Consider the following 24,518-nt stretch of genomic DNA (forward strand, 5'->3'; position numbering starts at 1 on the left):
CTCGACACCTGTGAATCTTCAGGTCCAGGGTCTGCGGAGGGCGGGAACCCGTCACTAGGATCGGCACGTTGATCCCATATCCGAAGCACGACGGGGCTCCCCGCCCCTGAACACCACATGGAGGACCCGTGGGAGTCAGCCTCAGCAAGGGCGGCAACGTATCGCTGACGAAGGAGGCCCCGGGCCTGACCGCCGTCATCGTCGGTCTGGGGTGGGACGTGCGGACCACGACCGGCACGGACTTCGACCTCGACGCCAGCGCACTGCTGCTGAACAACTCCGGCAAGGTCATCAGCGACCAGCACTTCGTCTTCTTCAACAACCTCAAGAGCCCCGACGGCTCCGTCGAGCACACCGGTGACAACATCACCGGTGAAGGCGAGGGCGACGACGAGCAGATCAAGGTCAACCTGGCCGGTGTCCCGGCCGACATCGAGAAGATCGTGTTCCCGGTCTCGATCTACGACGCCGAGAACCGCCAGCAGTCCTTCGGTCAGGTCCGCAACGCCTTCATCCGCGTCGTGAACCAGGCCGGCGAACAGGAGATCGCCCGCTACGACCTGAGCGAGGACGCCTCCACCGAGACCGCCATGGTCTTCGGCGAGCTGTACCGGCACGGGGCGGAGTGGAAGTTCCGCGCCATCGGCCAGGGCTACGCCTCGGGCCTGCGTGGCATCGCACAGGACTTCGGCGTCAACGTCTGACGCGTCAGAGCCCTCGATTCCGGCGCCGCACCGTTTACGGGCGGCGCCGGACGTGCAGGACAACCAGGGAAGTACCACCAGGGGAGGACAGCATCATGGGCGTCACGCTCGCCAAGGGAGGCAATGTCTCCCTCTCCAAAGCCGCACCGAACCTCACCAACGTCCTGATCGGGCTCGGCTGGGACGCGCGTTCCACCACCGGCGCCCCCTTCGACCTGGACGCCAGCGCCCTGCTGTGCGGTGCCGGCAACCGGGTGATGGGCGACGAGTGGTTCGTGTTCTACAACCAGCTCAAGAGCCCCGACGGCTCGGTCGAGCACACCGGTGACAACCTCACCGGTGAGGGCGAGGGCGACGACGAGTCGATCCTGGTGGACCTCGCCAAGGTGCCGTCGCAGTGCGACAAGATCATCTTCCCTGTCTCCATCCACATGGCGGACGAGCGCGGCCAGACCTTCGGGCAGGTCTCCAACGCCTTCATCCGCGTCGTCAACCAGGCCGACGGCCAGGAACTGGCCCGCTACGACCTCAGCGAGGACGCCTCCACCGAGACCGCCATGATCTTCGGTGAGCTGTACCGGTACCAGGGCGAGTGGAAGTTCCGTGCGGTCGGACAGGGGTACGCATCGGGCCTCCGGGGCATCGCTCTAGACTTCGGAGTCAACGTTTCGTAAAGCCGCGTACGGCGCGGGGGAGACCCTCCCCCAGACTCCGTCTGGGAGGGCCCCCAACAGATATGGGGTAGCCAGTGCTTCTCAAAACCTTCGGCTGGTCGTTCGCGGTCACCGCGCTCGGCCTGGTCGCAGCGGCGTTCTACGGGGGGTGGACCGCCTTCGGCATCGTGGCGATCCTGGCCATCCTGGAGATCTCGCTGTCCTTCGACAACGCGGTGGTCAACGCCGGGATCCTGAAGAAGATGAATGCCTTCTGGCAGAAGATCTTCCTCACCGTCGGCGTCCTCATCGCCGTCTTCGGCATGCGGCTGGTCTTCCCCGTCGTCATCGTCGCGATCAGCGCCAAGATGGGCCCGATCGAGGCCGTCGACCTTGCGCTCAACAACAAGGACCGCTACCAGGAGCTGGTCACCGACGCCCACCCGGCGATCGCCGCCTTCGGTGGCATGTTCCTGCTCATGATCTTCCTCGACTTCATCTTCGAGGACCGGGACATCCAGTGGCTGCGCTGGATCGAGCGGCCCCTGGCCAAGCTCGGCAAGGTCGACATGCTGTCGGTCTGCATCGCCCTGATCGTCCTGCTGATCACGTCCTTCACCTTCGCCACCCACGCCCACCAGCACGGCGGTGGTCACGCCGACAAGGCCCAGACGGTCCTGATCGCCGGTATCGCCGGCCTGATCACCTACATGATCGTCGGCGGTCTCTCCGGCTACTTCGAGGACAAGCTCGAGGAAGAGGAGGAGCGCGAGCACGAGGAGGAGGAAGAGGCCGTCCGCTCGGGCAAGCAGAAGCCCGCGATCGTCCTGGCCGGCCAGGCCGCGTTCTTCATGTTCCTCTACCTGGAGGTCCTGGACGCGTCCTTCTCCTTCGACGGCGTGATCGGCGCCTTCGCCATCACCAACGACATCGTCCTGATGGCCCTCGGCCTCGGCATCGGCGCGATGTACGTCCGGTCGCTGACCGTCTACCTGGTCCGCCAGGGCACCCTCGACGACTACGTCTACCTGGAGCACGGCGCCCACTACGCCATCGGCGCCCTGGCCGTGATCCTCATGATCACGATCCAGTACGAGATCAACGAGGTCATCACCGGACTCGTCGGCGTGATCCTGATCGCCTGGTCCTTCTGGTCCTCCGTCCGCCGCAACCGCGCGCTGGCCGCGTCGGGCGAGGGCACCGACGAGAAGGCCGAGGTCTCCTCCGGGGTGTGACGGCCCGGACGGTGAGGAACGCTCTGAGCGGGGCGGCCGACGTGGTCGGCCGCCCCTTCGGCGTCATGACAGGTACCTGGGGGCGGGAATGGGTTTCTTCGACGGACTGCTGGGCGGGCGCGCCGCCGACTTCGACTCGGGCAACGCCGCGACCAACGCCATCGAACTCACCAGGCGGCACCAGACGGTGTCCCTCACCAAACAGGACGCGGCCACCGGCCATCTGCGCATCAACCTCAACTGGCGGATGCGCACCTCCGACTTCGGCGGAGACCGGCGCACCAGCCTGCTCCGCCACCCCTTCAAGGCACTGAAGCCGCCGGAGGTCCTCGGCCACGGGCAGAGCATGGTCAACGTCGACCTCGACCTCGGCTGTCTGTACGAGCTGACCGACGGCACCAAGGGGGTCGTACAGCCGCTCGGCGGTTACCTCGGCGACGTCAACGCGCCGCCGTACATCAAACTCAGTGGCGACGACCGGTTCGGCTCGGCGTCCGGTGAGACGATGTACGTCAATCTCGACCACCGCGACGCCCTCAAGAGGCTGCTGGTCTTCGTCTACATCTACGACCAGACCCCCGCCTTCGACCGTACGCACGCGATCGTCACCCTCTACCCCAGCAACGGCCCCCGCATCGAGATAGGGCTGGACGAACGCCACCCCCAGGCCCGCTCCTGCGCCGTCGTCATGCTCGAGAACGTCAGGGGCGAACTGATCGTCCGCCGGGAGGTGAAGTTCGTCTACGGCTTCCAGGGCGAACTGGACCGCCTGTACGGCTGGGGCCTGCAGTGGGGCAGGGGATACAAGGCGAAGGCGGACAGGTAAGCGCCCCTGAACCGGACGCGCCCCCGAAGGGACGCGGGACGGCATCGACGTGCGGCTCCGCCGCGTGGGCGCGATCGACCCCGAACCACCCGTAGCCGCCGTACGGCCGGAAGCCCCGAGCTGCCGGGCGAATCGACTACCGCCCGATGAACTGCGGCCCCTGCGGCGGCAGCCGGAAGTTCGGATCCGCGCCCCCCGGCACGGTCACCGGCACCGGCTGAGGCTGGGGGTACCCGTACGCCGGCTGCCCGGACGACGCCTGCGGATACCCGTACGCCGGCTGCGCCGGAAGCGCGGACGTCGGCTGTTCCGGAGGCAGCGGCTGGGCTGCCGGGTCGGCCGCCGGCAGCTCGTCCGACCCCTCCGACTCGTCCACCGAGATGCCGTAGTCCGTGGCGAGGCCCTTCAGTCCGTCCGAGTAGCCCTCGCCCAGTGCGCGGAACTTCCAGCCCTCCCCGCGCCGGTACAGCTCACCGCAGATCAGCGCCGTCTCCGCGCCGGTCTGCGGCTTGATCTCGAACCGGGCCAGCGGCTCCCCGTCGGCGACCGCCGCGTCGTACAGCAGGATGCACAGCGCCGGCACGTGGTCGAAGGACACCCCGTCCGCCGACGCGACCAGCAGGACACGGCCGATGTCCTGCTCCACACCGGAGAGGTCTGTCTGGATCGTGTCGGTCAGGCCCTCGGCGATCCGCTTCTTGCCCAGCCGCCACACCTTGCCGGACGGATGCCGGGGCTGGTTGTAGAAGACGAAGTCCTCGTCGGAGCGCACACGGCCGTCGGGACCCAGCAGCAGCGCCGAGGCGTCCACGTCCGGTACCCCCTGCCCGGGCGTCCAGCGCAGCACGGCGCGCACCGTGGTGGCCTCCAGCGGGACGTTCGACCCCTTCAGCATCGCGTGCGTCATGCGGTCATCCTGCCTTCTCGGTCCTGGTCACGACAATGCGGGGTATGCGGAGTGGGAGGTCGCCGACATGGGCGGGTCACCGGAAATTCACGCCCGCAGGGAACCCCCGACATGGATCCCTACGTACTATTACCGGCCACCCTTTACCGAATACACAGGCTCGGCGCGCACGCTCGAGGGAGTCCTATGCGTCATTTCGGGCACATCGCCCCAGAGGTGCGGCAGCGCCTCTTCCACCAGGAGCCGTGCGTGTTCACCGCCGACTCCCCGGCCCGGCTGCTCTCCGCGGCCCTGGGCGCCACGCTGTACAGTCCGGCCACCCGGCCGCGGCTCGCCGACGGCATCGTCAAACAGGCGGGGAACGGCGTGGTCTCGATGGTGCTGTGCCTGGAGGACTCGATCGACGACGCGGACGTCGCGGCGGGTGAGGAGAACCTCGTCCGGCAGTTCGCCGACCTGGACGCCCTCACCCGGGCTCCCGGCTCCGCTCGGGCAGGGGGGGCCTCCGCCGGCGTCGAGGCGCCCCTGCTGTTCATCCGGGTGCGCGCCGCCGAACAGATCCCCGACCTGGTCCGCCGCCTCGGGTCGTCCGCGCGTCTGCTGTCCGGGTTCGTGCTGCCCAAGTTCACCGAGAAACGCGGCATCCCCTTCCTCGAGGCCCTGACCGTGGCCGAGAAGGCCGGCGGCCGGCGGCTCTTCGCCATGCCCGTCCTGGAGTCCCCCGAGCTGCTGTACCGGGAGTCGCGCGTGGAGACCCTGGAGGGCATCTTCCGGGCCGTCGACAAGCACCGCGACCGCGTGCTGGCCCTCCGCCTCGGCGTGACCGACTTCTGCTCCTCGTACGGCCTGCGCCGGGCCCCCGACATGACCGCCTACGACGTCCAGATCGTCGCCTCCGTGATCGCCGACGTGGTGAACATGCTGGCCCGCGCCGACGGCACCGGCTTCACCGTCACCGGCCCGGTCTGGGAGTACTTCCGCGTATCCGAACGTATGTTCAAGCCGCAGCTCCGGCAGAGCCCCTTCCTGCAGGTGCAGGCCGTCGAACTGCGCGAGAAGCTCATTGAGCACGCCATGGACGGACTGCTCAGGGAGATCTCTCTCGACCAGGCCAACGGACTGCTGGGCAAGACCTGCATCCACCCCTCCCACGTCCTGCCCGTGCACGCACTCTCCGTGGTCAGTCACGAGGAGTTCAGCGACGCCCAGGACATCCTGCGGCCGGAACGCGGCGGCGGGGGTGTACTCCGGTCGGCCTACACGAACAAGATGAACGAAGTGAAACCGCACCGCGCCTGGGCCGAGCGGACCCTGCTGCGCGCCGAGGCGTTCGGTGTCGCCAACGAGGACATCGGCTTCGTGGACCTGCTCGCCGCCGGCATCCCCGGCTGAACCTTTCTCCACCTCTCCAAGGAACGCATGAAGAACGCAGTGAACGACGGGGTCTGGTCCGGCAGCTGGGTCGCCGAGCGACTCGGGGTCGAACTCGTGGGCGACGACGGGCTGCCGGCCCTGCTCGGGCTGGCCCTGCGCCGCAACCCCAAGCGGGCCCACCTGCTGGTCTCGAACGTCCTCGGCAAGCACGTGCCCCAGTCGCCGTCCGTGGTCTACCGGTACGGCGTCCGGCTGGGCCGCGAGGTCGCCGCGCTGCTCGGCGGTGAGGGGCCGGATGCGGTTGTCCTCGGCTATGCGGAGACCGCGACGGGGCTCGGGCACGCGGTGGCCGACGGGCTGGGTTGCGTGCCGTATCTGCACTCCACGCGGCGGCCGGTGCCCGGGGTGGCACCGGCGGGCGGTTTCGAGGAGTCGCACTCCCACGCCACGTCGCATCTTCTGCTGCCGGAAGACCCCGGGCTGCTGGCCGGGACCGGTCCGCTGGTGCTCGTCGACGACGAGTTCTCCACCGGTAACACTGTGCTGAACACCATCCGCGACCTGCATCAGCGGTATCCGCGCGGGCGGTACGTGGTGGTCGCTCTGGTCGACATGCGGTCGTCCGAGGACTCGGCTCGCCTCCAGCGGTTTGCGGAGGAGATCGGGGCACGGGTGGACCTGATCGCCGCGGCCTCCGGGACCGTGCGTCTGCCGGAGGGGGTGCTGGAGAAGGGGCGGCGGCTGGTGGCGGAGTGCGAGGCGTCCGGGTGCGGGCCGGATGCGGCTGCCCGCGCCCACGTGGCGGAGCCGCACGGTGTCTCGCCCCGCGCCTGCGGAGGGGCGCACCCGTCCGGCGGCGTCGAACGAGTCGACCTGCGCTGGCCCGCTGGTCTCCCGGACGGCGGCCGGCACGGTTTCACGCCCGCCCACCGGGCCCGGCTGGAGGCCGCGCTGCCTGCCATGGCCGGCCGAATAGCCGACGCCCTGCCCGCCGGTGCCCGCCGTGTCCTCGTCCTCGGCTTCGAGGAGCTGATGTACGCCCCGCTGCGGCTCGCACGCGAGCTGGAGGGGCAGGTGGCGGCCGAGGTGCGGTTCTCCACCACCACCCGGTCGCCCGTCCTCGCGGTCGACGACCCCGGTTACGCGATCCGTACCCGGCTGGTGTTCCCGGCCCACGACGACCCGGCCGACGGTCCCGGTGAGCGCTACGCCTACAACGTGGCCGGCGGCGGCTTCGACGCCGTGGTCGCCGTGGTCGACTCCGTCGCCGACACCCCCGCCCTGCACGCGCCCGACGGGCTGCCGGCCCGCCTCGCCGCGCATGTTCCGCACGTCCTGCTGGCGGTCCTCCCGTCGTACGTACCGCACGCTCCCGAAAGGCCGGCCATGCTGCCCGAGCCCCTCCGCGGCCCCGCGTTCTCCTCGTACGCGCCGGAGGAGGTCGGCTGGCTGCTGCAGGACCTGTCCGGCGTCACCCTGGAGGCGCCGACCGAGGAACGGGAGGAGGCCATCCAGAGCGGGGGCGCGCACTACGCCGAGTCGCTGCCGGTGGAGTACCAGCCCAGCGAGCAGTACCAGGAGCTGTTCCACGCGGCGCTGGAGGCCTCGGCCGCCCGGATCGCGCAGGCCGTCGGCGTCGTCACCGAGACGGTCGTCACCGAGCGGTCGCCCCGCCCGGTGCTGGTCTCCCTCGCCCGTGCCGGCACCCCGGTCGGCATCCTGATGCGCCGCTGGGCCCGGTTCCGGTACGGCCTCGACCTCCCGCACTACGCGGTGTCGATCGTGCGCGGCCGGGGCATCGACGCCAACGCGCTGCGCTGGCTCGCCGCCCACCACGACCCCCGGGACGTCGTGTTCGTCGACGGCTGGACCGGCAAGGGTGCGATCACCCGTGAACTCGCCCAGGCCGTCGAGGAGTTCGAGGAGCGCGAGGGCGTCACCGGCTTCGACCCGGAGATCGCCGTCCTGGCCGACCCCGGGTCCTGTGTACGCACCTACGGCACCCGTGATGACTTTCTCATCCCCTCCGCGTGCCTCAACTCGACTGTTTCCGGCCTGATTTCGCGGACGGTCCTGCGCGCGGACCTGGTCGGCCCGAACGACTTCCACGGCGCCAAGTTCTACCGCGAACTCGCCGGCGCCGACGTCTCCGTGGCCTTCCTGGACGCCGTCTCCGCCCGCTTCCCGGAGGTCGCCGACGCCGTCGACGGCGCGGTGAAGGAGCTGCTGGCCGCGGACCGCGCACCGACCTGGGCCGGCTGGCGGGCGGTCGAGCGGATCAGCGAGGAGTACGGCATCCACGACGTGAACCTGGTGAAGCCCGGCGTCGGCGAGACCACCCGGGTGCTGCTGCGCCGGGTGCCGTGGAAGATCCTCGCCCGGGCGGGGGCCGGTGCCGACCTGGACCATGTGCGGCTGCTCGCCGAGCAGCGCGGGGTGCCGGTCGAGGAGGTCGGTGAACTGCCGTACACCTGCGTAGGGTTGATTCACCCCAAGTACACACGGGGCGCCACGGGCGCCGACGGGAAGGCGGTGAACGGCTGATGCCGGTGATGGTGGCGAGCGATCTCGACCGCACGCTGATCTACTCCGCGGCGGCCCTGGCGCTGACCATGCCGGACGCGCGGGCGCCCCGGCTGCTGTGCGTGGAGGTGCACGAGGCCAAGCCGCTCTCCTACATGACGGAGACCGCGGCCCAGCTGCTGACCGACCTCGGCGACACAGCCGTGTTCGTGCCGACCACGACCCGGACGCGCAAGCAGTACCAGCGCATCAACCTGCCCGGTCCGCCGCCGAAGTACGCGATCTGCGCCAACGGCGGGCATCTGCTGGTCGACGGGGTCACCGACGCCGACTGGCACACGAGCGTGCAGGCGCGGCTGGCCGACGAGTGCGCGCCGCTGGCGGAGATCCGCGAGCATCTGCTGCGCTCGGCCGACCCCGTCTGGGTGCGCAAGCACCGGGTCGCCGAGGATCTGTTCGCCTACCTCGTGGTCGAGCGCGAGCTGCTGTCCGAGGACTGGGTGAAGGAGCTGGCGGTGTGGGCGGAGAACCGGGGCTGGACGGTGTCCCTGCAGGGCCGCAAGATCTACGCCGTTCCGAAGCCGCTCACCAAGAGCGCGGCCGTCCGTGAGGTCGCCCGCCGCACCGGCGCGGAGCTGACGCTGGCCGCGGGGGACTCCCTGCTGGACGCCGACCTGCTGCTGGCCGCCGACCGTGGCTGGCGGCCCGGCCACGGCGAGCTGGCCGACAGCGGCTGGACCGCGCCGGAGATCGCCGCGCTGCCGGAGCGGGGGGTGCTGGCGGGGGAGCGGATCGTGCGGGAGTTCCTGAAGGCGGTGCGGGGGCCGGCGCCCGTCGGCCGACAGCTGTAGGTGAACGGGCGTCGGTCAGCGGCTGTGGGTGAACCCGCCGGCCGGCGGCTGCAGGCGAACCGGGGGCCCGGTCAGCGGCTGCGGGTGAATGCCCGCCGGCCGGAAACCGCAGGCGGACGGGTGCCGGCCGGCGGCCGTGGATGAACGCCCGCCGGCCGGCACCCGTAGGTCAACATGTGCAGACCGAGCCCGTTCAGCCGCAGCATCCTCCGCCGCAGCACCCGCCGCCTGCGCCGGTCCCCGACGCGGGCGTCGGTGCGGCTGCGGAGGCGCGCGACACGCCGCCCACGGCCACTGTCGACAGGAGCTTCACCGTGTCGTCATGGCCCGCGGGGCAGCTCGCGGGGGCGGCGGACTCCGCCATCGGACGGTTCAGTTCGAAGGTGTCGCCGCAGGTCCGGCAGCGGTACTCGTAGCGAGGCATGGCCCCAGGTTAACCGTCAAGGGCCGGCTGGGAGCATCTCAATGTTTCATGAGTGTTGCTTTCTATCCGGCATATGTGCGGGGCATTCGAAAACCTTACTGATAATTTGTGAACGCCGTTGCGAGGATGCTCAGCTCACCCGCGCGAGCAAGACCTAGTGCGGAGGGAGACGCAGGCGTGACCGATGCGTCGCAGGGGGAGGACGGCCCCATGGGGGGTGGCCGTGGCGAGAAGCCGTTGAACGCCGATGAGACTCTGCATCTGAGAGTCGACGCCCTCAGGGCGGACGAGACCATGCAGCTGCGCGTCCCCCCGCCGCCGGAGCCACCCGCTCCGGGCGGCGGCCGGGCCGAGCGGCGCCGTACCGCGCGCTCGGCCGGGCGGGAGCGCGCCGCGAGTGAGGCCGTGGCCGCGACCGTGGCCGTGGTCGCCCGCGTGCTCGCGCCGCTGGCCCCGTACTGGCGCCGAATAGCCCCGTATGCGCGCCGCCTGAAGCCGGTCTACCCACGGCCGGGCCGTACCGGCTGGCGGCGCTGGATACCCTCCTGGCGCCAGTGGCTCGGCGCCACCCTGACCTCGTTCGGTCTGCTGAGCGCGTTCCTCATGACCGCCTACGCGATGACGGACATACCGAGCGATCTCAATACGTACGCGACACAGCAGGACAACGTCTACTTCTGGTCCGACGGCACCCCGATGGCCCGCACGGGCTGGGTGCAGCGGCAGGCGATGCCGCTGAAGGACATTCCCGAGGACGTCCGCTGGGCGGTGCTGGCGGCGGAGAACGAGAGCTTCTACTCGGACCCGGGCATCTCTGCCAAGGGCATCACCCGCGCGGTCTTCCGCACCCTGGGGCAGGGGGACACCGAGGGTGGCTCGACTATTACCCAGCAGTACGTCAAAAACGTTTATTTGACCCAGAACCAGACGATCAGCCGTAAATTCACCGAAGCGATGATCGCCCTCAAGCTCGACAACAAGATGAGCAAGGACCAGATTCTCGAGGGCTATCTCAACACCAGCTGGTTCGGCCGCGGCAGCTACGGCATCCAGCGCGCCGCGCAGGCCTATTACGGCAAGGACGTCAGCAAGCTCAACGCCTCCGAGGCGGCCATGCTCGCCTCGCTGCTCAAGGGCGCCGGCCTCTACGACCCCACCCTCGGCAAGGCCAACCACGCGCGGGCGGCGGAACGCTGGTCCTGGATCCTCGACCGCATGGTCAAGATCGGCAAGCTGTCCCCGCAGGAACGGGCGAAGTACACGGAGTTCCCCGAGCCGCTCAGGAGCAACCCGCTGTACAACACCGGTGCGCAGAGCGACTACCTGGTGGAGCTGGCGGCGCAGTACGCCAAGAAGGCCGGCCACCTCACGGACAAGCAGTTCGACCTCGGCGGCTACCAGATCTACACGACGTTCGACCGCAAGCGGGAGCAGGCGCTGACCGACGCCGTCACCAAGGCCCGCAAGGAGGCCAAGGAGGACGATCCCGAGGCGGGGAAGAACGGGCACTACGGTGCCGCCTCGGTGGCCGCGGACGGCCGGATCCTCGCCGTCTACGGCGGCCCGGACCACCGCAAGCAGGGCTACAACGAGTCCAACGCGACCACCGTCCCGGCCGGCAGCGCGTTCCTGCCGTTCGTGTACGCCGCCGGACTCGAACACGGTGTGCACAAGACCCGCGGCGGCCCCGCCACCCCCGTCACCCCGGACAGCGTCTACGACGGCGACGACGCCGTGCCCGTCACCACACCCGAGGGGCCGTACTGGGACCGCAGCGGCAAGAAGGTCGCCGCGCACAACGAGGGCAGGAAGTCGTACGGGCAGATCACCCTGCGCGACGCGCTCGCGAAGTCGGTGAACACGCCCTTCATGCAGCTCGGCATGGATGCCGGTCTGGACAAGGTGCGCCAGACCGCCGAGGCGTCCGGGCTGCTGTCCTCCAGCATGGGCCCCCAGGTGCCCGCCCTGTCGCTGGGCAACTCCACACCGAGCGCGATCCGGATGGCCAGCGGCTACGCCACCTTCGCGGCGGAGGGGAACCACACCGAGCCGTACTCGGTGCGCCGGATCACCCGCAACGGTTCGCCGCTCGCGCTCGCCACCCCGCGTCCGAAGCGCGCGGTCGGGGCGAAGGTGGCCGAGGAGGTCACCGAGGCGCTCGGCGACTCCTTCCGCACGGCCCACCCGGACGCTGCGGCCGGCACGGCCGGGGTCTCCGGTAAGGCCGGCACCAACGAGAAGGACACCGCCGCCTGGTACGTGGGCACGGCCGACTCCGTGTCCACCGCGATCGTCGTCTACCGCCTGGACCTGGCCAAGTCCCTGGAGCCACTGCCGCTCAAAGGACTGGCCGGTACGTCCCACAGCGTCCCGTATGCCCTCTGGTCGGCCGCGACGGGTCTCGGCTGAGCCGTGATCCGTCCACCCTCCCCTTCCGCAGAATGAGCCGAGCATGCCCCGCAACAAGTCAACGACAGGCCGCCGTCGAGCCCCTCGCCGCCGCAGTGCACCCCGTGCCACCCGGCCCCAGGTGCTGACGCTGGCCGCCCTGCTCGTCGTGGCCTCGCTGGTGGCCGGTTACCTGGTGCTGTCCCGCACGGACAGCACCACGCCGGCCGCGTCCGCCGGCAAGAAGCCCAAGGGCGCCGCGCCGACGGCCGCACCGACGCCGGAATGGGACGGTAAGACCAAGATCCTCGGTGACGGCTCCACCTCCTACACCGGGCCGCAGAAGGGGCAATTGAAGCCCAGGCCGCTGAAGCCCGGGGAGAAGCCGCCGCAGTTCGTCGTCTTCTCGTGGGACGGCGCGCTGGAGGGCAGCGACCACCTGTTCTCGCACTACCGGGAGCTGGCCGACCAGTACAACGCCCACATGACCTTCTTCCTCACCGGCATCTACCTGCTGCCCAAGGACAAGAAAGCGCTCTACCACGGCCCCATGCACTCGGCGGGCGACGCCGCGATCGACTACGCCACCGACGACCACATCCGCACCACGCTGGAGCAGCTGGGCAAGGCGTACGAGGGCGGCAACGAGATCGGCACCCACTTCAACGGCCACTTCTGCGGCGCCAAGGGCGGCGGCGACTGGAGCGTGCAGGAGTGGAAGAGCGAGATCGACCAGTTCTTCTCCTTCGCCGAGCGCTGGAAGACCAACACCGGCTGGAAGGACGCCCCCGCGCTGCCCTTCGACTTCAAGAAGGAGGTCGCCGGCGGCCGTGCGCCCTGTCTGGAGGGCCAGGAGAACCTGCTGAAGGCCATGAAGAGCTATGGCTGGCGCTATGACGCGAGTTCGCCGGGCGACTTCCAGATATGGCCCAGCAAGAAGAACGGCATCTGGGACTTCCCGCTGCAGTTGCTGCCGTACACGGACAATGTGCAGGCCCTGTCGATGGACTTCAACTTCCTGTACAACCAGTCCGACGGTGAGACCCAGGGTGATCCCGCCAAATTCCCCGAGTGGCAGCAGATGACCGTCGACTCGTACATGAAGGGCTTCAACCGGGTCTACTACGGCAGCCGGGCGCCGCTGTTCATCGGCAACCACTTCGAGGACTGGAACGGCGGCATCTACATGCGGTCTATCGACCAGGTGGTCAAGGACGTCTGCACCAAAAAGGGCGTCAAGTGCGTTTCCTTCAAGGAACTCGCCGACTGGCTCGACGCGCAGAAGCCGCAGACCCTGGCCGCGCTGCGCAGCCTCGACCCGGCCCAGTCGCCCGACTGGTCGGCGGTCGTCAAGTGACAAGTACGCTCGGGCTATTCCACTTGTGCAACCCCCTTCACAAACGCCACACCCGCCGTGGCAAGATGCCCATCGCCCGGTAGGTGTACCGGCGTAGAGGGGAACATCATTGAAATCAAGAAGACTGAGCCGTAGGCGGAGCCGCACGGCCATAGTCACCGCCGCGGCTGCCTCGGTGGTCGCCGGCGTGGCCCTCGTGCCCAACTGGAGCGCGGGTGCGGCGGTGACCGACGACCCGACCGTGAACGCGGCCACCAAGGCGACCTTCCAGCGGCTGGCCGACGCGGTCTTCACCGACCGTACGCAGGCTCTCGTGGAGGGCGCGGGCAAGGCCGACACCCGGCACACGTCCGGCTTCTCCGGATCCGTGCGCCTGTCCGGCGGGCAGACCCAGGAGCAGAAGTCCGCGCTGGACGAGCTGCGCGACCGCCGGAGCCGGCTGGCCCGGCTGGGCGAGACCTACCGCGCGGGGAGCACCAAGGTCACGCTCGACGCGACCCAGGTGAAGGGCCGGCACGCCAAGGTCGCGGTGACCGAGACGACCACGCTGAACTACGACAAGGCCACCGCGAAGAGCCCGAAGTCGACCGGCTTCCAGGCGCACCACGAGCTGACCTTCAAGGCGGACCGCAACGGTACCTGGCAGCTGACCGGCATCCGGGACACCGACGACGGCTACCTCGCGGTGAACCAGGTCGCCAAGCCCACCGTCGCCAAGGTGAGGACCACCGCCGACGACGGACCGCCCTCGGCGGCCCGTGCGGCCACCACCTGGCCCGCGCCGGCCAACGCGAAGAACTTCTCCGCGACCGGCTACGACTACCAGGCCATGGTGACGTACGCGCAGAAGTACTGGAGCAAGTACAACCCGGCCTACCCCGACTTCAACGGTCAGGGCGCCGGCGGCGACTGCACCAACTTCGTCAGCCAGGCCCTGAAGGCGGGCGGCTGGAAGCACGTACCGGGATACACGTACGACTTCCACAAGTGGTTCGGGAACTCCGAGATCCAGTCCGACTCCTTCATCGGCGTCAACGAGTTCTCCTGGTTCGCGCTGTCCTCGAAGCGGGCCACCAGCCTCGCCAACGTCTACCAGATGGACCTCGGCGACGTGCTGCAGATGGACTTCAACCGGGACGGGTCCAAGGACCACTCGATGATCGTCACCTACCGTGACCGTCGGGGCGTGCCGTACGTGTCGTACCACTCCACCAACACCTACAACAGGTCGGTGGCCAGCCTCGTCGCCTCGTACCCGGGCGCGGCGTTCTACGCCTACAGGACCTGACCCCGGCCCGGCTGCGGGAACCGCTGCCGCTGCTGCTGCCCTTCCCGCTCCTGGAGCATCCGCTGCTCCTGCGGGGAGGGCTCGGGGTGGCGGGCCCGCCAGTACGGGTTGTCGTGGGGCAGGTTGTGGCCGACCCGGCCGTACATGCCGAAGGTCATCAGCAGCAGGCCCACGATGAAGCTGAAGAACACGTTCTGGATCTTGAACGCCAGGAAGTTGCTGGTCGTGTCCAGCAGGCCGAGGAACAGGAAGCCGTTCAGCAGGAACAGCACGCCGAGGACCATGTTCAGGGTCGACGCCAAGTTGCCGCCGATCACCATGCCGACCAGCAGCACCGCGCCGATGCAGATCGACAGCACGCTGAGTGCGCCGTTGGTGTTCAGTCCGGCGACCGTGTCACCGCCGGTGTTGAAGAAACCTATCTGGTCGACCAGGCCGAGGACGCCGAAGACGACCAGGAAAGCACCGATGAGTCCCGCGCCCATCCGGTAGACCATGTTGAGCCGGTGGTCGACGGGCAGGTGGTCGTCCAGCCGCATCCGCCGGCGTTCCCCTGCTTTCCTCGTGTGCACTGCGTGTGTGGCCATGTCCGCCTCCTCGGGCGCTAGCGGAGGCCATGCGTCCATCTCAATATCCGCCAGCCCCGCCCCACCCGGCAACACGCGCAGCTCAGTGCCCGGCGCCGCGCTCCTCGCGGATCTGCGCCACCACCCGTGCCACGGCCTGCCGCACCCCTTCCGTCTCGGTCAGGAAGTGCCAGTAGTCCGGGTGCCGGCCCTCCAGCGTGCCGATCGCCCGCTCCAGCCGGGCCACCGCCTCGTCCAGCGGCCGGGCATGCCGCGGATCGGGGGTCGTACGGCCCGTCATGGCCAGCCGCTGGGCGTCCCGGATCGCGAACCGGGTCCGCTCCACCTCGGCCTGCGGGTCCTTCTGTACGGCGTTCAGCCGGGCCAGCCGGTCACCGGCGGCCGAGACGGACTCGTCCGTGGTGTTCAGCAGGGCTCGTGCGGTCGACAGCAGCGAGGTGGCGTCCGGCCACCGCTGGGCGTCCCGCGCCGCCTGCGCCTCCCGGAGCCTCAGCTCGGCCTGCCGCACGTTCTCCGCGGCCTGAGCGGGCACCTGCTGCAGGTCCTGCCAGCAGGCGGCGGCGAACCGGCGCCGCAGCTCGCTCAGCACCGGATCCACCTGCCCGGCGCGCGTGGTCAGCGCCTGCGCCCTGGTCCGCAAGGACACCAGCCGGTGATCGATCTCGGCCGCCCTCTCCGGCAGCCGCTCGGCCTCGACACGGATCGCCCCGGCCTCCCGCTGCAGTCGCTCGGCCCGCTCCAGCGTCGGCTGCACCCCGTGCTGACCGGCGCCCTGGTTCAGCTTGGTCAGCTCCGGCGACAGGGCCGCCAGCCGCGCGGCCAGGTCGTCGGCCCGCAGCCCCTTCTCCCGTACGGCGTCCAGTGCGTTGCTCGCCGCCAGCAGTGACTGCCGGGCCCGCTCCACGGCGGGCGCCAGCCGGGCGAGCTGGGTCTCGGCCTTGCCGAGCAGCGGCCCGAGGGAGCCGCTGAACCGTTCCAGCTCCTGCCGGACCCGTACCAACTCGTCTCTGGCCGCGGTCAGCTCGCCCCGCGCCCGGGAGGCCACGGAGGCCTCCAGGTCGTCCCGGTCCAGATCGTGCGCGTCGACGGCCTGGATGTACCGCTGGCTGACCTCGTCGATCCGGCGGCCGAGCGCGTCGAAGTCGCCGACCGCGCGCCGGGCGGCGGGGGAGTCGTCCACGGCCGTGATGGTCTCGACGGAGATCCGCAGATCCCGCTGCGCGGTGTCGAGTTCGTAGAAGGCCGCCGCCGCGGCGTCCTTCGCGGCCTGCGCCTCGGCCCGCTGACTCTCCGCCCGCCCGCCGAACCACCGCCGGGTGCCCCCGCCGGCGAACGCGGCGGCCAGCACCGGCACGGCCAGCACCGGCAGGGTCAACAGGGTGAGGGTGTCGCGCAGGGCACCGCGCAGCGGGGCGGGCCCGCGCCGGGGCCGTGCGGTGGACGGCTGCGGGTACCGCTGCGTCGCTGGCGTGCCCCGTGTCGCCGTCACATGCCTCTCCCCGTGTGGTGATCCGCCCTGAGTGGTGTCATTCTCCCACCCGTTGAGGACGAACACACGGGCCGGTCAGTTCGCGGTGCGCGCCGTGACTTTCCCGTCCGAGGAGGTCTCCCCCGCCCGGTGCGGGACCGGGTGGGGGAGACCTCCCCGTCCCGAGCGTTGCCCCGGGGCGTGACGGAAGGTGGTTTGCAGGGGAGCCCGGCGGGCAATGTAGGCTGTCGACCTGTCCCGGGTGCGTAGCTCAGGGGTAGAGCGCCTGCCTTACAAGCAGGATGTCGGCGGTTCGAAACCGTCCGCGCCCACCGGCCGGCCCCTCGGAGGATTCCTCCGGGGGGCCGTTCTGCTGGGGCCCGGCGCCGGGCCCCAGCACTCGCCGCTACTCGTTCTCCTCCGCCGGCTTTGTGCGGACGTGCTTCAGCCGGGTGCGGGCGTCCATGCGGTCCGCCGCCGCGACCTCGGCCCAGAAGCGATGGGTGCTCACGAAGACCGCGAGTTCGTGCTCGCGCCGCCGCAGCTTCTCCACCTCGGCCTGCTCGTCCTCCGTCCAGCCGGGGGACGCGGGCCGCTCCACCTTGCGCCAGCCGTTGTCGTCGCTGAAGCCGTCCATCGGTTCCACCGACCAGGGCAGCCGTTTGAGCAGGGCCGACAGCTCGGCCCGGACCTGATGCAGCTCCTCCTGGCCGGCGAGGAGGTCACTGGGGAATTCATAGGTCGTAGCCACGCGCTAATGCTACGCCTGTTCGATTTTATGTGGCGAGCTCGATCCCGGGGTCGGGGCGGGGTTCATTCGGACGAGTGGCCGGACCTCAGTGGCCGGCGTCCCGCAGCTCCCGCACCAGCCGTGCCGTCACCGGTACCGGCACACCGTGCCGCCCGGCCGCGCGCAGCAGGGCTCCGCCGATGGCGTCCAGCTCCAGCGGGCGGCCGGCCTCCGCGTCGCGCTGCATGGACGACCTGGCGGCGGGCGGGAAGGCGTCGTACCGGGACATGGCCCGGGCCGGGTCGGCGGGGGCACCGCAGGCCTGGCTGACCGCGGTGGTCTCGGCGACCAGCGCCTCCAGTTCGCCCCGGTGCTCGGTGCGGGCCACGCCGAGCGGGACGCCGTACCGGGTGGTGAGCAGGGCGAACGGGGCGAGGAACGCCATCTTGGCCCACAGGGCGGCGCTCTCGTCCCCGACCACCCGGGCGGCCGTGCCGGCGGCGGCGAGTCGGTCGGCGAGGGCCTCCAGGCGCTCGCGGGGTACGGCGTCCCCGGCCAGGTCGATCTCCGTGAACGGGCTGCCGTGTTCGATCACGCCCGGGGCGACCCGGGTGGACTCCACGCGGATCACGGCCGGGGCCACCCGGTCGGGGCGGTGGCTCGCACGGAGGGTGGCCGGGTGTTCGATTCCGTTCAGCAGCGGTACGACGAGGGCGTCGCCGAGGGCGGCGGGCGGTACGCGGGTGAGGGCCGCGTCGAGGGCGGTGTGCTTGACGGTGATCAGGCAGGCGTCCACCGGTTCGCGCAGCTCGGTGTCGGCTTCGACGGGTGCCGTGAAGTCACCGAACTGCGCGCTGCGGACCGTGATGCCGGTGCGGCGCAGGGTGTCGGCGGTGGCCTGCCCGGCCAGGCAGACGACGCGGTGGCCGGAGCGGGAGAGCAGGGCGGCGAGCAGGCCGCCGGTGCCGCCGGGGCCGAGGACGGCCACGGTGAGCGGATGCGTCATGGAATTGTCCTTTCGACGGTCGGCCCCGGGTCTCGGTGGCCGCCTTCGTGGTGATCATCGCAGCGGGTGGCGGTGTGCGCCAGACTGTGGGCATGTGCCGGAGCATCAAGACACTGCGCCCGCCCGCGTTGCCCGGTGAGGCGACGGAGGAGGACATCCGCGCAGCCGCGCTGCAGTACGTACGGAAGGTCTCGGGCTTCCGGGCCCCGGCGGCCCACAACCGTGAGGCGTTCGACGAGGCGGTGGAAGCCGTCGCCCGCGCCACGGCGGAACTGCTCGGTGGGCTGGAGGTACGGGGGCAGGCAGCGCGGCGGGCGGGATAGGGCCGGCCGGTGGTGGGCCGCTCGCCCGCGCTGTCGGGGACAACGCCCGTAGGGGGCGCGGGGAACTGCGCGACCGGGCCCACGTGCCCGCCCCCGGCGTTCGCCGCTCCCCGGATCCCCTGCCTGGCTCCCCGTCAAGAACCTTTCCCGACAAGGAGGTTCTCCTTCGGCGTGCTCGGAAAGCGGGAAACGGAAGGTCACGCGCCATTCAAGGCATGGCCAAATGTTGAACTTGCAAGCTTTGATTAGGTGTGCCTAACCTGGCCTCCCGTTCGGTACCGCCGCCCCCCCCATGGCCGGCCCCTCAGTCCCCGGCCGGCCCGATCGACACCGAAGAGGAGAAACCCCTTCATGTCCGCTCGTCTCGACTCCGCTCAGCCCTACGTCATCGCGCTGTTCCGCGTCGTCGTCGGCCTGCTCTTCGCCGTGCACGGCGCCGCCTCCCTGTTCGGCGTCCTCGGCGGCGCCGCCGGCACCGACGGCGGCACGATCGAGGCCGGCACCTGGCCCGGCTGGTACGCGGCCGTGATCCAGCTGGTCGCCGGCGGCCTGGTGCTCCTCGGCCTCGGCACCCGCGGTGCCGCGCTGATCGCCTCCGGCTCGATGGCGTACGCCTACTTCGACGTCCACCAGCAGGCCGCCCTGTGGCCCATCCAGAACGGCGGCGAGCTGTCGGTGCTGTTCTGCTGGGCGTTCTTCCTGCTGGTCTTCACCGGCTCGGGCGCCTTCGGGCTCGACCGGCTCCTGTCCCGGCGCACGGCGGCGACCGCCGAGCCGGCCGCCGAGAAGGCCCCGGTCGCGGCCTGACCCGCTTCCCGAGGGTGTCCTCCCCCGGTCCTGAGGGGAAGGACACCCTCGTCAGATGGCGTACGGCCAGACGGTGAGCATGTACGCGCCGTACCAGCAGCCGAACAGCGCACTGCCGCCCAGCACCGTCGCGGCGGTGCCGTTGCGTGCCCGGGCGAGTGCGCGCGCGAGGGGGACGAGGAACAGCACGGCAGGGATCACCAGGCGCAGCTTGGAGTGGTAGAAGCTGCTCTGCCCGAGCGTCAGGACGAGGATGCCGGTGCCGTAGACGGCCAAGGGCGGCCAGGTGCTCCGGCGCCAGGTGACGGCAGTGGCGTCGAGGAGGGCCAGCAGGAGCACCGCCGTGCTGACGGGCACCCATCCGTCACCGTGCGCCAGCGTCTGGCCGAGGAAGCGGACGAAGGACCTGCCGCTGTCCCAGCGGGTGTCCCAGCCCGCCCTCTGAATCGTGAACCAGGCGTCCGGTCCGCCGGCCCGCCGGCCCACCCACCACAGGTAGGACGGCGTACCCGTGCAGGCCACCAGCACGGCGGCAAGGGGACGCCAGGCCACTCGGCGGGTCCGCGCCAGCCACAGGGCCACGGCGACGGCGAGAGCCGCCACCGCCGCCACGCCGGCCGGCCGCGTCAGGCCCGCCAGCAGCGCCGAGACGCCCGCGGTGAGCCAGGCCCGCCGCCGCGCGGCCAGCAGAGTTCCGGCGGACAGGGCCAGGAACAGCGACTCGCTGTACCCCATGACGAAGACGAGCGCCATCGGCTGCGCGGCGGCCAGCAGGATGACGGCGATGACGGCCGTACGCCGCCCGTACAGCCCGGTCAGCAGCAGGTCGACGACGATCAGCGCGGCGACGAGGGCCAGGTTGGCGACGACGATCGCGGCGATGCCGTGGTCCAGCCCGGTCACGGCGTGTACGGCACGGATGAGCAGCGGGTACAGCGGGAAGAACGCGAGATTGTTGCCGGCGACCCGGCCCGTGGGCTCGTAGGTGAAACCGTCGGGGTAGCCGTGCGCGGCGATCTCCGTGTACAGCCGGCCGTCCCAGGCCAGCAGCCGGTCCCGCAGACCCGGCCCGCCCGGCGGGATCATCACGGTCAGTACGAGGAGATGCAGCAGTGTGGCCGCGCCGTAGACCGCGAGCGCCGGCCAGACCCGGCGCACGGCCCGCAGACGGCGCCGGCCGGCACGTTCCTCCGGCAGCGCCTCGCCCAGCCACCGCGCCGCACTCCCGAACAAGCGATGCCTCACCTCGCTTCCCACCGCGCCGGGCCGCGGGGCGGCCGTGCCCCGATACTGCGCCCGCTCCGCGCCCGCGGCGACTCGGGACCGCTCCCTCGAGTTGGCATCCGGTGCGCGGCGGTACGACCCTCGGAACATGGACCTCGTCCGAGGGGCGGTCCGGCGATGAGCGGGCTGGCGCTGCTCAACCCCGAGGTGTTGCACGTGATCGCGGGCTTCGCGGGCATCGCGGTGGTGTGTGTCTACGCGCTGCTGGTGATGCTGGTCCGCAAGCTCCACGGGAGACCGACCAGCGGACTGCCGCCGAAGGGCCGCTGAGAGCCGCCGAATCCGCCGAGCCGGGCCGCGCGCACGGCCGCCGCTCTGCGGACATGAGCCCCCACGACTCACCTGTCACACCCCCCGCGTACGCTGTATGGCTGTCATCGGGGGATACACGGGGGAGCAGTTGTGTGGGAGAGCGTTTGGTCGCTGGCGGCCGGACCCTGGATCTATGCCGTGGTGGCCCTGTCGGTGCTGCTCGACGTGTTCCTGCCGGTGCTGCCGAGCGGCGTGCTGGTCGTGACGGCGGCCACGGCAGCGGCGGCCGGTTCGGGTGCGGCGGCGGGCCGGGTCCCGCATGACGTGCCGGACATCCTGGCCCTGATCCTCTCCGCGGCGACCGCCTCGGTCCTCGGCGACCTGGTGGCCTACCGGCTGGCCTGGCGCGGCGGGGAGCGGCTGGACCGGGCGATAGCCCGCTCCCGGCGCCTCACCACCGCGCAGGAACGTCTCGGCGAGGCCCTTGCCCGGGGCGGCGGCGCACTCGTCGTCCTCGCCCGCTTCGCCCCCGCGGGCCGCTCGATCGTCTCCTTCTGCGCGGGCGCCGCGCACCGCCGCGCCCGCGACTTCGTCCCCTGGTCCGCCCTGGCCGGCCTCTCCTGGGCCGCCTACAGCGTCGCCCTCGGCTACTACGGAGCCCAGTGGCTGGGCGCGACCTGGCTCTCCACGGCCATCTCGGTGGCCGCGTTGTTCGCGGCGGGCGCGGCAGCGGGCTTCCTGGTGCGCCGCCGCCCGGCGTCCTGAGGGAGCCGCGGCGCGGCGCGAGTGCCGGTCGCCGCAGCTCCCCCGGGGGTGCACCCGCAGGCTCAGCAGCCGGCCAGGTAGTTGGTCAGCGCGCTCTTCTCGGCGGAGTCCACCGAGAGGTTGTAGTAGTACTTCACCTGCACCCAGGCCCGTACGTACGTGCAGACGTACGAGGACCGGGACGGCACCCACGTGGCGGGGTCCTGGTCGCCCTTGGCCTGGTTGACGTTGTCGGTCACGGCGATCAGCTGCGGCCGGGTGAGGTCGTTGGCGAGGGCCTGCCGCTGGGCGGTCGTCCACTTGCTCGCGCCGGAGTCCCAGGCCTCGGCCAGCGGTACGAGGTGGTCGATGTCGAGGTCGGAGGCGGCGGTCCAGGTGGCGCCGTCGTACGGCGAGTACCAGCTGCCGCTGGTCGCGGCACAGGAGGAGTCGGTGACGACGTTCGAGCCGTCCCGCTTCAGCACCGTCTCGCGGGTGTTGCAGGAGCCGCTGATGGTGATCCAGTGCGGGAACAGGTCGCGGCTGTAACCGGTGCGGTTCTCGGTGGCCACGGTCAGCTGGGAGAGGTAGCTGCGGGCGGTGGCTGCGCTGACCGGCGTGGGGAGGGCGGCGGAGGCGCTGGGCGAGTTGAGGAGGGTGACGGAGGCTATGAGTCCGGTGAGGGCCGCGAGTATGCTCACCCGTCGACGCGCGTAGAACTTCGGCATGACTGAACTCCCTTGTGGGGTGGGGGCGTTGGAGCGCGAGCGAGGGAATGCTCGCGGGGCTGTGTTGCCGGGGGGTGAGCGCTCGGTGAGAATCTAATGACGTGCGCATGTCATGCCAAGCTTGACCGCGGAACTTTCACATCCCGTACGATGGGGAGCGCAGAAGGGGAGTAGCTCTTCGCCGGACCGTCGACATACTGCTCAGCGAGCCTGAGCCGGCGCCCGGAGGCGGATCACCGAGACTCATCGGCGTCCGCCAGCGAGACCTTCGGCAAAGCAGTGCACGCCCGTGCCCCCCGGCATGGGCGTCGAGTGTGCTGCCATGCCGAGGTGTCATCGCGTGACGTACCGCACTCTCGGCGGGGCAGCCCCGACCGATTGAGGAACCTTGATCAGCATCACCGTGACGGCGCTCGTCTTCGGCGTCGTCTTCCTCGCCGAACTGCCGGACAAGACCGCGCTCGCCGGCCTCGTCCTCGGCACCCGCTACCGCGCCTCGTACGTGTTCGCGGGCGTCGCCGCCGCCTTCCTGCTGCACGTCGTGCTCGCCGTCGCCGCCGGCAGCGTGCTGACCCTGCTGCCGCAGCAGATCGTGCACGCCCTCACCGGCGTCCTCTTCCTCGGCGGTGCCGCGATGCTGCTGCTGCAGGGGGGCGGGGCCGATGACGGCGAAGAGATCAAGAAGCCCGCCGACCAGTCCTTCTGGAAGGTCGCCGGGACCGGCTTCATGCTCATCCTGGTCGCCGAGTTCGGTGACCTCACCCAGATCATGACCGCCAACCTCGCCGCCCGGTACGACGACCCGCTCTCCGTCGGTCTGGGTGCGGTGCTCGGCCTGTGGGCCGTCGCCGGACTCGGCATCGTCGGCGGAAAGGCCCTGATGAAGCGCGTGCCGCTGCGGCTGATCACGAAGGTCGCGGCGCTGCTGATGCTGGCGCTCGGCGTGTGGAGCCTGTGGGAGGCCGTGAGCGGCTGAGCTGAACGGCAGGTGAATGCTCGCCGGTGGCGGTGGCGCGATCGCGCACATGTTTTGTACCGTGGAGGAACAAAGTGGCTCCCGCTCGTTCTCCCTGACCGGCGGGCGGGGCCGCCTTGTCCCTCCGGGAGACCCCGGGGGGCCTCAGGGGGACCCACCCGTACGTCCCCGCGCACCGCGTCCTGGAGCTGCCGATGCCGGCCACCGCCACGCCCGCCGTTCTCACCGCCCGCGCCCTCCTGCTCGACATGGACGGCACCCTCGTCAACTCGGACGCCGTGGTCGAGCGCATCTGGCGGCGCTGGGCCGAGCGGCACGGGCTGGACGGCGACGAGGTGATGAAGGTCGTGCACGGCCGGCAGGGCCACGCCTCGATGGCCGTACTGCTGCCCGACCGGCCGGTCGAGCAGAACCTCGCCGACAACGCCCGCATGCTCGCCGAGGAGACCGCCGACACCGACGGCGTGGTCGAGATCCCCGGCGCGAGTGTGTTCCTCGCTGCCCTGCGCGGACTTCCGCATGCCCTGGTGACCTCCGCGGACGTCGCCCTGTCCACCGCCCGCATGAACGCCGCCGGGCTGCCCCTGCCCGAGGTCCGCGTCACCGCCGAGTCGGTGGGCGCGAGCAAGCCCGACCCCGAGGGCTTCCTCAAGGGCGCGGCGGAACTCGGCGTCGACCCGGCCGAGTGCGTCGTCTTCGAGGACTCCGGCGCGGGGATCGCGGCGGGGCGAGCCGCGGGGATGCGGGTCGTGGGGGTCGGGCCGCGTGCGGGCGCCCACCAGCCGGATGCCCTCGTCTGCGACCTCACGCAGGTGAGCGTCGAGGCTTTGACCGACGGCACGATTCGGCTGCGGCTCGGCTGACAGCCGGGATCCGCCGACTTCGGGTGCGGTGCCGTCGTGGCTGGTCGCGCAGTTCCCCGCGCCCCTGGGTGGGTTTGGTGTGGGTGTTCCGGGGGGTGGCCCGGGGTGGTGGTTGGTGGTCGGGTGCGGCGCCGTTGTGGCTGGTTGCGCAGTTCCCCGCGCCCCTGGGTGGGTTTGGTGTGGGTGTTCCGGGGGGTGGCCCGGGGTGGTGGTTGGTGGT

At 70.7% G+C, this 24,518-nt stretch carries 24 protein-coding genes and 1 tRNA gene; 17 read left to right on the plus strand and 8 right to left on the minus strand.

Annotated elements, in window-relative coordinates:
* Positions 1-128: 128 nt before the first annotated feature.
* From ACZ4SF_RS03675 to ACZ4SF_RS03690, 4 genes are all read left to right on the plus strand, one after another.
* Positions 129-704, plus strand: coding sequence for a calcium homeostasis/redox stress adaptation protein (locus tag ACZ4SF_RS03675; protein WP_468377682.1), 576 nt, complete (start codon positions 129-131; stop codon positions 702-704).
* 95 nt (positions 705-799) lie between these two features.
* A complete protein-coding gene (locus ACZ4SF_RS03680; RefSeq protein WP_468377685.1) occupies positions 800-1,378 on the plus strand; it encodes a TerD family protein in 579 nt (192 codons plus the stop codon).
* A gap of 74 nt (positions 1,379-1,452) precedes the next feature.
* Positions 1,453-2,592, plus strand: a complete 1,140-nt coding sequence (locus ACZ4SF_RS03685; RefSeq protein ID WP_468377688.1) for a DUF475 domain-containing protein — start codon at positions 1,453-1,455, stop codon at positions 2,590-2,592.
* 88 nt (positions 2,593-2,680) lie between these two features.
* The gene (locus ACZ4SF_RS03690; RefSeq protein WP_468377691.1) at positions 2,681-3,418 is read left to right on the plus strand and encodes a TerD family protein; all 738 of its coding nucleotides are present in this window, start codon (positions 2,681-2,683) and stop codon (positions 3,416-3,418) included.
* A 136-nt stretch (positions 3,419-3,554) separates the two neighbouring features.
* On the opposite strand, the gene ACZ4SF_RS03695 is transcribed toward ACZ4SF_RS03690, so the two are convergent.
* Entirely contained in the window at positions 3,555-4,325 is a 771-nt protein-coding gene (locus ACZ4SF_RS03695) for a TerD family protein (RefSeq protein WP_468377693.1), read from the minus strand.
* 186 nt (positions 4,326-4,511) lie between these two features.
* Here ACZ4SF_RS03695 and ACZ4SF_RS03700 point away from each other — a divergent pair, with 186 nt between their 5' ends.
* The 3 genes from ACZ4SF_RS03700 to ACZ4SF_RS03710 are packed head-to-tail and all read left to right on the plus strand — an operon-like array spanning position 4,512 to position 9,073.
* Entirely contained in the window at positions 4,512-5,717 is a 1,206-nt protein-coding gene (locus ACZ4SF_RS03700) for an HpcH/HpaI aldolase/citrate lyase family protein (protein WP_468377697.1), read from the plus strand.
* 27 nt (positions 5,718-5,744) lie between these two features.
* A complete protein-coding gene (locus ACZ4SF_RS03705) occupies positions 5,745-8,243 on the plus strand; it encodes a phosphoribosyltransferase (RefSeq protein ID WP_468377700.1) in 2,499 nt (832 codons plus the stop codon).
* Complete coding sequence (locus ACZ4SF_RS03710) at positions 8,243-9,073, plus strand: HAD family hydrolase (RefSeq protein WP_468377702.1); 831 nt, start codon at positions 8,243-8,245, stop codon at positions 9,071-9,073. Before ACZ4SF_RS03705 ends, ACZ4SF_RS03710 begins: the two co-directional genes overlap by 1 nt.
* 193 nt (positions 9,074-9,266) lie before the next feature.
* Here the strand turns inward: ACZ4SF_RS03710 and ACZ4SF_RS03715 are convergent, their stop codons facing one another.
* Entirely contained in the window at positions 9,267-9,497 is a 231-nt protein-coding gene (locus ACZ4SF_RS03715) for an FmdB family zinc ribbon protein (protein WP_468377705.1), read from the minus strand.
* Between the two features lie 210 nt (positions 9,498-9,707).
* On the opposite strand from ACZ4SF_RS03715, the gene ACZ4SF_RS03720 reads away from it, so the two are divergent.
* The 3 genes from ACZ4SF_RS03720 (at position 9,708) to ACZ4SF_RS03730 (ending at position 14,530) form a co-directional block, all read left to right on the plus strand.
* A complete protein-coding gene (locus ACZ4SF_RS03720; RefSeq protein WP_468378302.1) occupies positions 9,708-11,906 on the plus strand; it encodes a transglycosylase domain-containing protein in 2,199 nt (732 codons plus the stop codon).
* Positions 11,907-11,949: 43 nt separating this feature from the next.
* Positions 11,950-13,242 carry a polysaccharide deacetylase family protein gene (locus tag ACZ4SF_RS03725; RefSeq protein ID WP_468377707.1) on the plus strand — a complete coding sequence of 431 codons (1,293 nt, stop codon included), beginning with the start codon at positions 11,950-11,952 and terminating at the stop codon, positions 13,240-13,242.
* Positions 13,243-13,429: 187 nt separating this feature from the next.
* Entirely contained in the window at positions 13,430-14,530 is a 1,101-nt protein-coding gene (locus ACZ4SF_RS03730; RefSeq protein ID WP_468377709.1) for an amidase domain-containing protein, read from the plus strand.
* On the opposite strand, the gene ACZ4SF_RS03735 is transcribed toward ACZ4SF_RS03730, so the two are convergent.
* Together ACZ4SF_RS03735 and ACZ4SF_RS03740 are read right to left on the minus strand one after the other, a co-directional pair.
* Positions 14,518-15,117: a DUF4383 domain-containing protein gene (locus ACZ4SF_RS03735; RefSeq protein WP_468377712.1), complete on the minus strand. Its 600-nt coding sequence runs from the start codon at positions 15,115-15,117 to the stop codon at positions 14,518-14,520. The genes ACZ4SF_RS03730 and ACZ4SF_RS03735 overlap by 13 nt on opposite strands.
* Positions 15,118-15,199: 82 nt before the next feature.
* Positions 15,200-16,606 carry a hypothetical protein gene (locus ACZ4SF_RS03740; RefSeq protein ID WP_468377714.1) on the minus strand — a complete coding sequence of 469 codons (1,407 nt, stop codon included), beginning with the start codon at positions 16,604-16,606 and terminating at the stop codon, positions 15,200-15,202.
* A gap of 239 nt (positions 16,607-16,845) precedes the next feature.
* Here ACZ4SF_RS03740 and ACZ4SF_RS03745 point away from each other — a divergent pair.
* Positions 16,846-16,917, plus strand: a tRNA-Val gene (locus ACZ4SF_RS03745).
* A 74-nt stretch (positions 16,918-16,991) separates the two neighbouring features.
* Here ACZ4SF_RS03745 and ACZ4SF_RS03750 read toward each other — a convergent pair.
* Together ACZ4SF_RS03750 and ACZ4SF_RS03755 are read right to left on the minus strand one after the other, a co-directional pair.
* A complete protein-coding gene (locus ACZ4SF_RS03750; RefSeq protein ID WP_468377716.1) occupies positions 16,992-17,336 on the minus strand; it encodes a hypothetical protein in 345 nt (114 codons plus the stop codon).
* An 85-nt stretch (positions 17,337-17,421) separates the two neighbouring features.
* The gene (locus tag ACZ4SF_RS03755; protein ID WP_468377718.1) at positions 17,422-18,321 is read right to left on the minus strand and encodes a ketopantoate reductase family protein; all 900 of its coding nucleotides are present in this window, start codon (positions 18,319-18,321) and stop codon (positions 17,422-17,424) included.
* A gap of 92 nt (positions 18,322-18,413) precedes the next feature.
* Here ACZ4SF_RS03755 and ACZ4SF_RS03760 point away from each other — a divergent pair, with 92 nt between their 5' ends.
* Both ACZ4SF_RS03760 and ACZ4SF_RS03765 read left to right on the plus strand, forming a co-directional pair.
* On the plus strand, positions 18,414-18,644 hold the full coding sequence (locus tag ACZ4SF_RS03760) for a DUF2277 domain-containing protein (RefSeq protein ID WP_468377720.1): 231 nt from the start codon (positions 18,414-18,416) through the stop codon (positions 18,642-18,644).
* A 351-nt stretch (positions 18,645-18,995) separates the two neighbouring features.
* The gene (locus tag ACZ4SF_RS03765) at positions 18,996-19,451 is read left to right on the plus strand and encodes a DoxX family protein (protein ID WP_468377723.1); all 456 of its coding nucleotides are present in this window, start codon (positions 18,996-18,998) and stop codon (positions 19,449-19,451) included.
* 51 nt (positions 19,452-19,502) lie between these two features.
* On the opposite strand, the gene ACZ4SF_RS03770 is transcribed toward ACZ4SF_RS03765, so the two are convergent.
* Positions 19,503-20,684: a hypothetical protein gene (locus ACZ4SF_RS03770; protein ID WP_468377725.1), complete on the minus strand. Its 1,182-nt coding sequence runs from the start codon at positions 20,682-20,684 to the stop codon at positions 19,503-19,505.
* A 168-nt stretch (positions 20,685-20,852) separates the two neighbouring features.
* Between ACZ4SF_RS03770 and ACZ4SF_RS03775 the strand changes: the two genes are divergently transcribed.
* Together ACZ4SF_RS03775 and ACZ4SF_RS03780 are read left to right on the plus strand one after the other, a co-directional pair.
* On the plus strand, positions 20,853-21,005 hold the full coding sequence (locus ACZ4SF_RS03775; protein WP_468377727.1) for a hypothetical protein: 153 nt from the start codon (positions 20,853-20,855) through the stop codon (positions 21,003-21,005).
* Between the two features lie 132 nt (positions 21,006-21,137).
* The gene (locus ACZ4SF_RS03780) at positions 21,138-21,752 is read left to right on the plus strand and encodes a DedA family protein (RefSeq protein ID WP_468377730.1); all 615 of its coding nucleotides are present in this window, start codon (positions 21,138-21,140) and stop codon (positions 21,750-21,752) included.
* 62 nt (positions 21,753-21,814) lie between these two features.
* Here ACZ4SF_RS03780 and ACZ4SF_RS03785 read toward each other — a convergent pair whose 3' ends face one another.
* Positions 21,815-22,459 carry an HNH endonuclease family protein gene (locus ACZ4SF_RS03785; protein WP_468377733.1) on the minus strand — a complete coding sequence of 215 codons (645 nt, stop codon included), beginning with the start codon at positions 22,457-22,459 and terminating at the stop codon, positions 21,815-21,817.
* 388 nt (positions 22,460-22,847) lie between these two features.
* Here ACZ4SF_RS03785 and ACZ4SF_RS03790 point away from each other — a divergent pair, with 388 nt between their 5' ends.
* Both ACZ4SF_RS03790 and ACZ4SF_RS03795 read left to right on the plus strand, forming a co-directional pair.
* A complete protein-coding gene (locus tag ACZ4SF_RS03790; RefSeq protein ID WP_468377736.1) occupies positions 22,848-23,435 on the plus strand; it encodes a TMEM165/GDT1 family protein in 588 nt (195 codons plus the stop codon).
* 194 nt (positions 23,436-23,629) lie between these two features.
* Positions 23,630-24,298: an HAD-IA family hydrolase gene (locus ACZ4SF_RS03795; protein ID WP_468377738.1), complete on the plus strand. Its 669-nt coding sequence runs from the start codon at positions 23,630-23,632 to the stop codon at positions 24,296-24,298.
* The last annotated feature ends 220 nt before the right edge of the window (positions 24,299-24,518 follow it).

This window comes from Streptomyces sp. NPDC027663, from assembly GCF_055566415.1.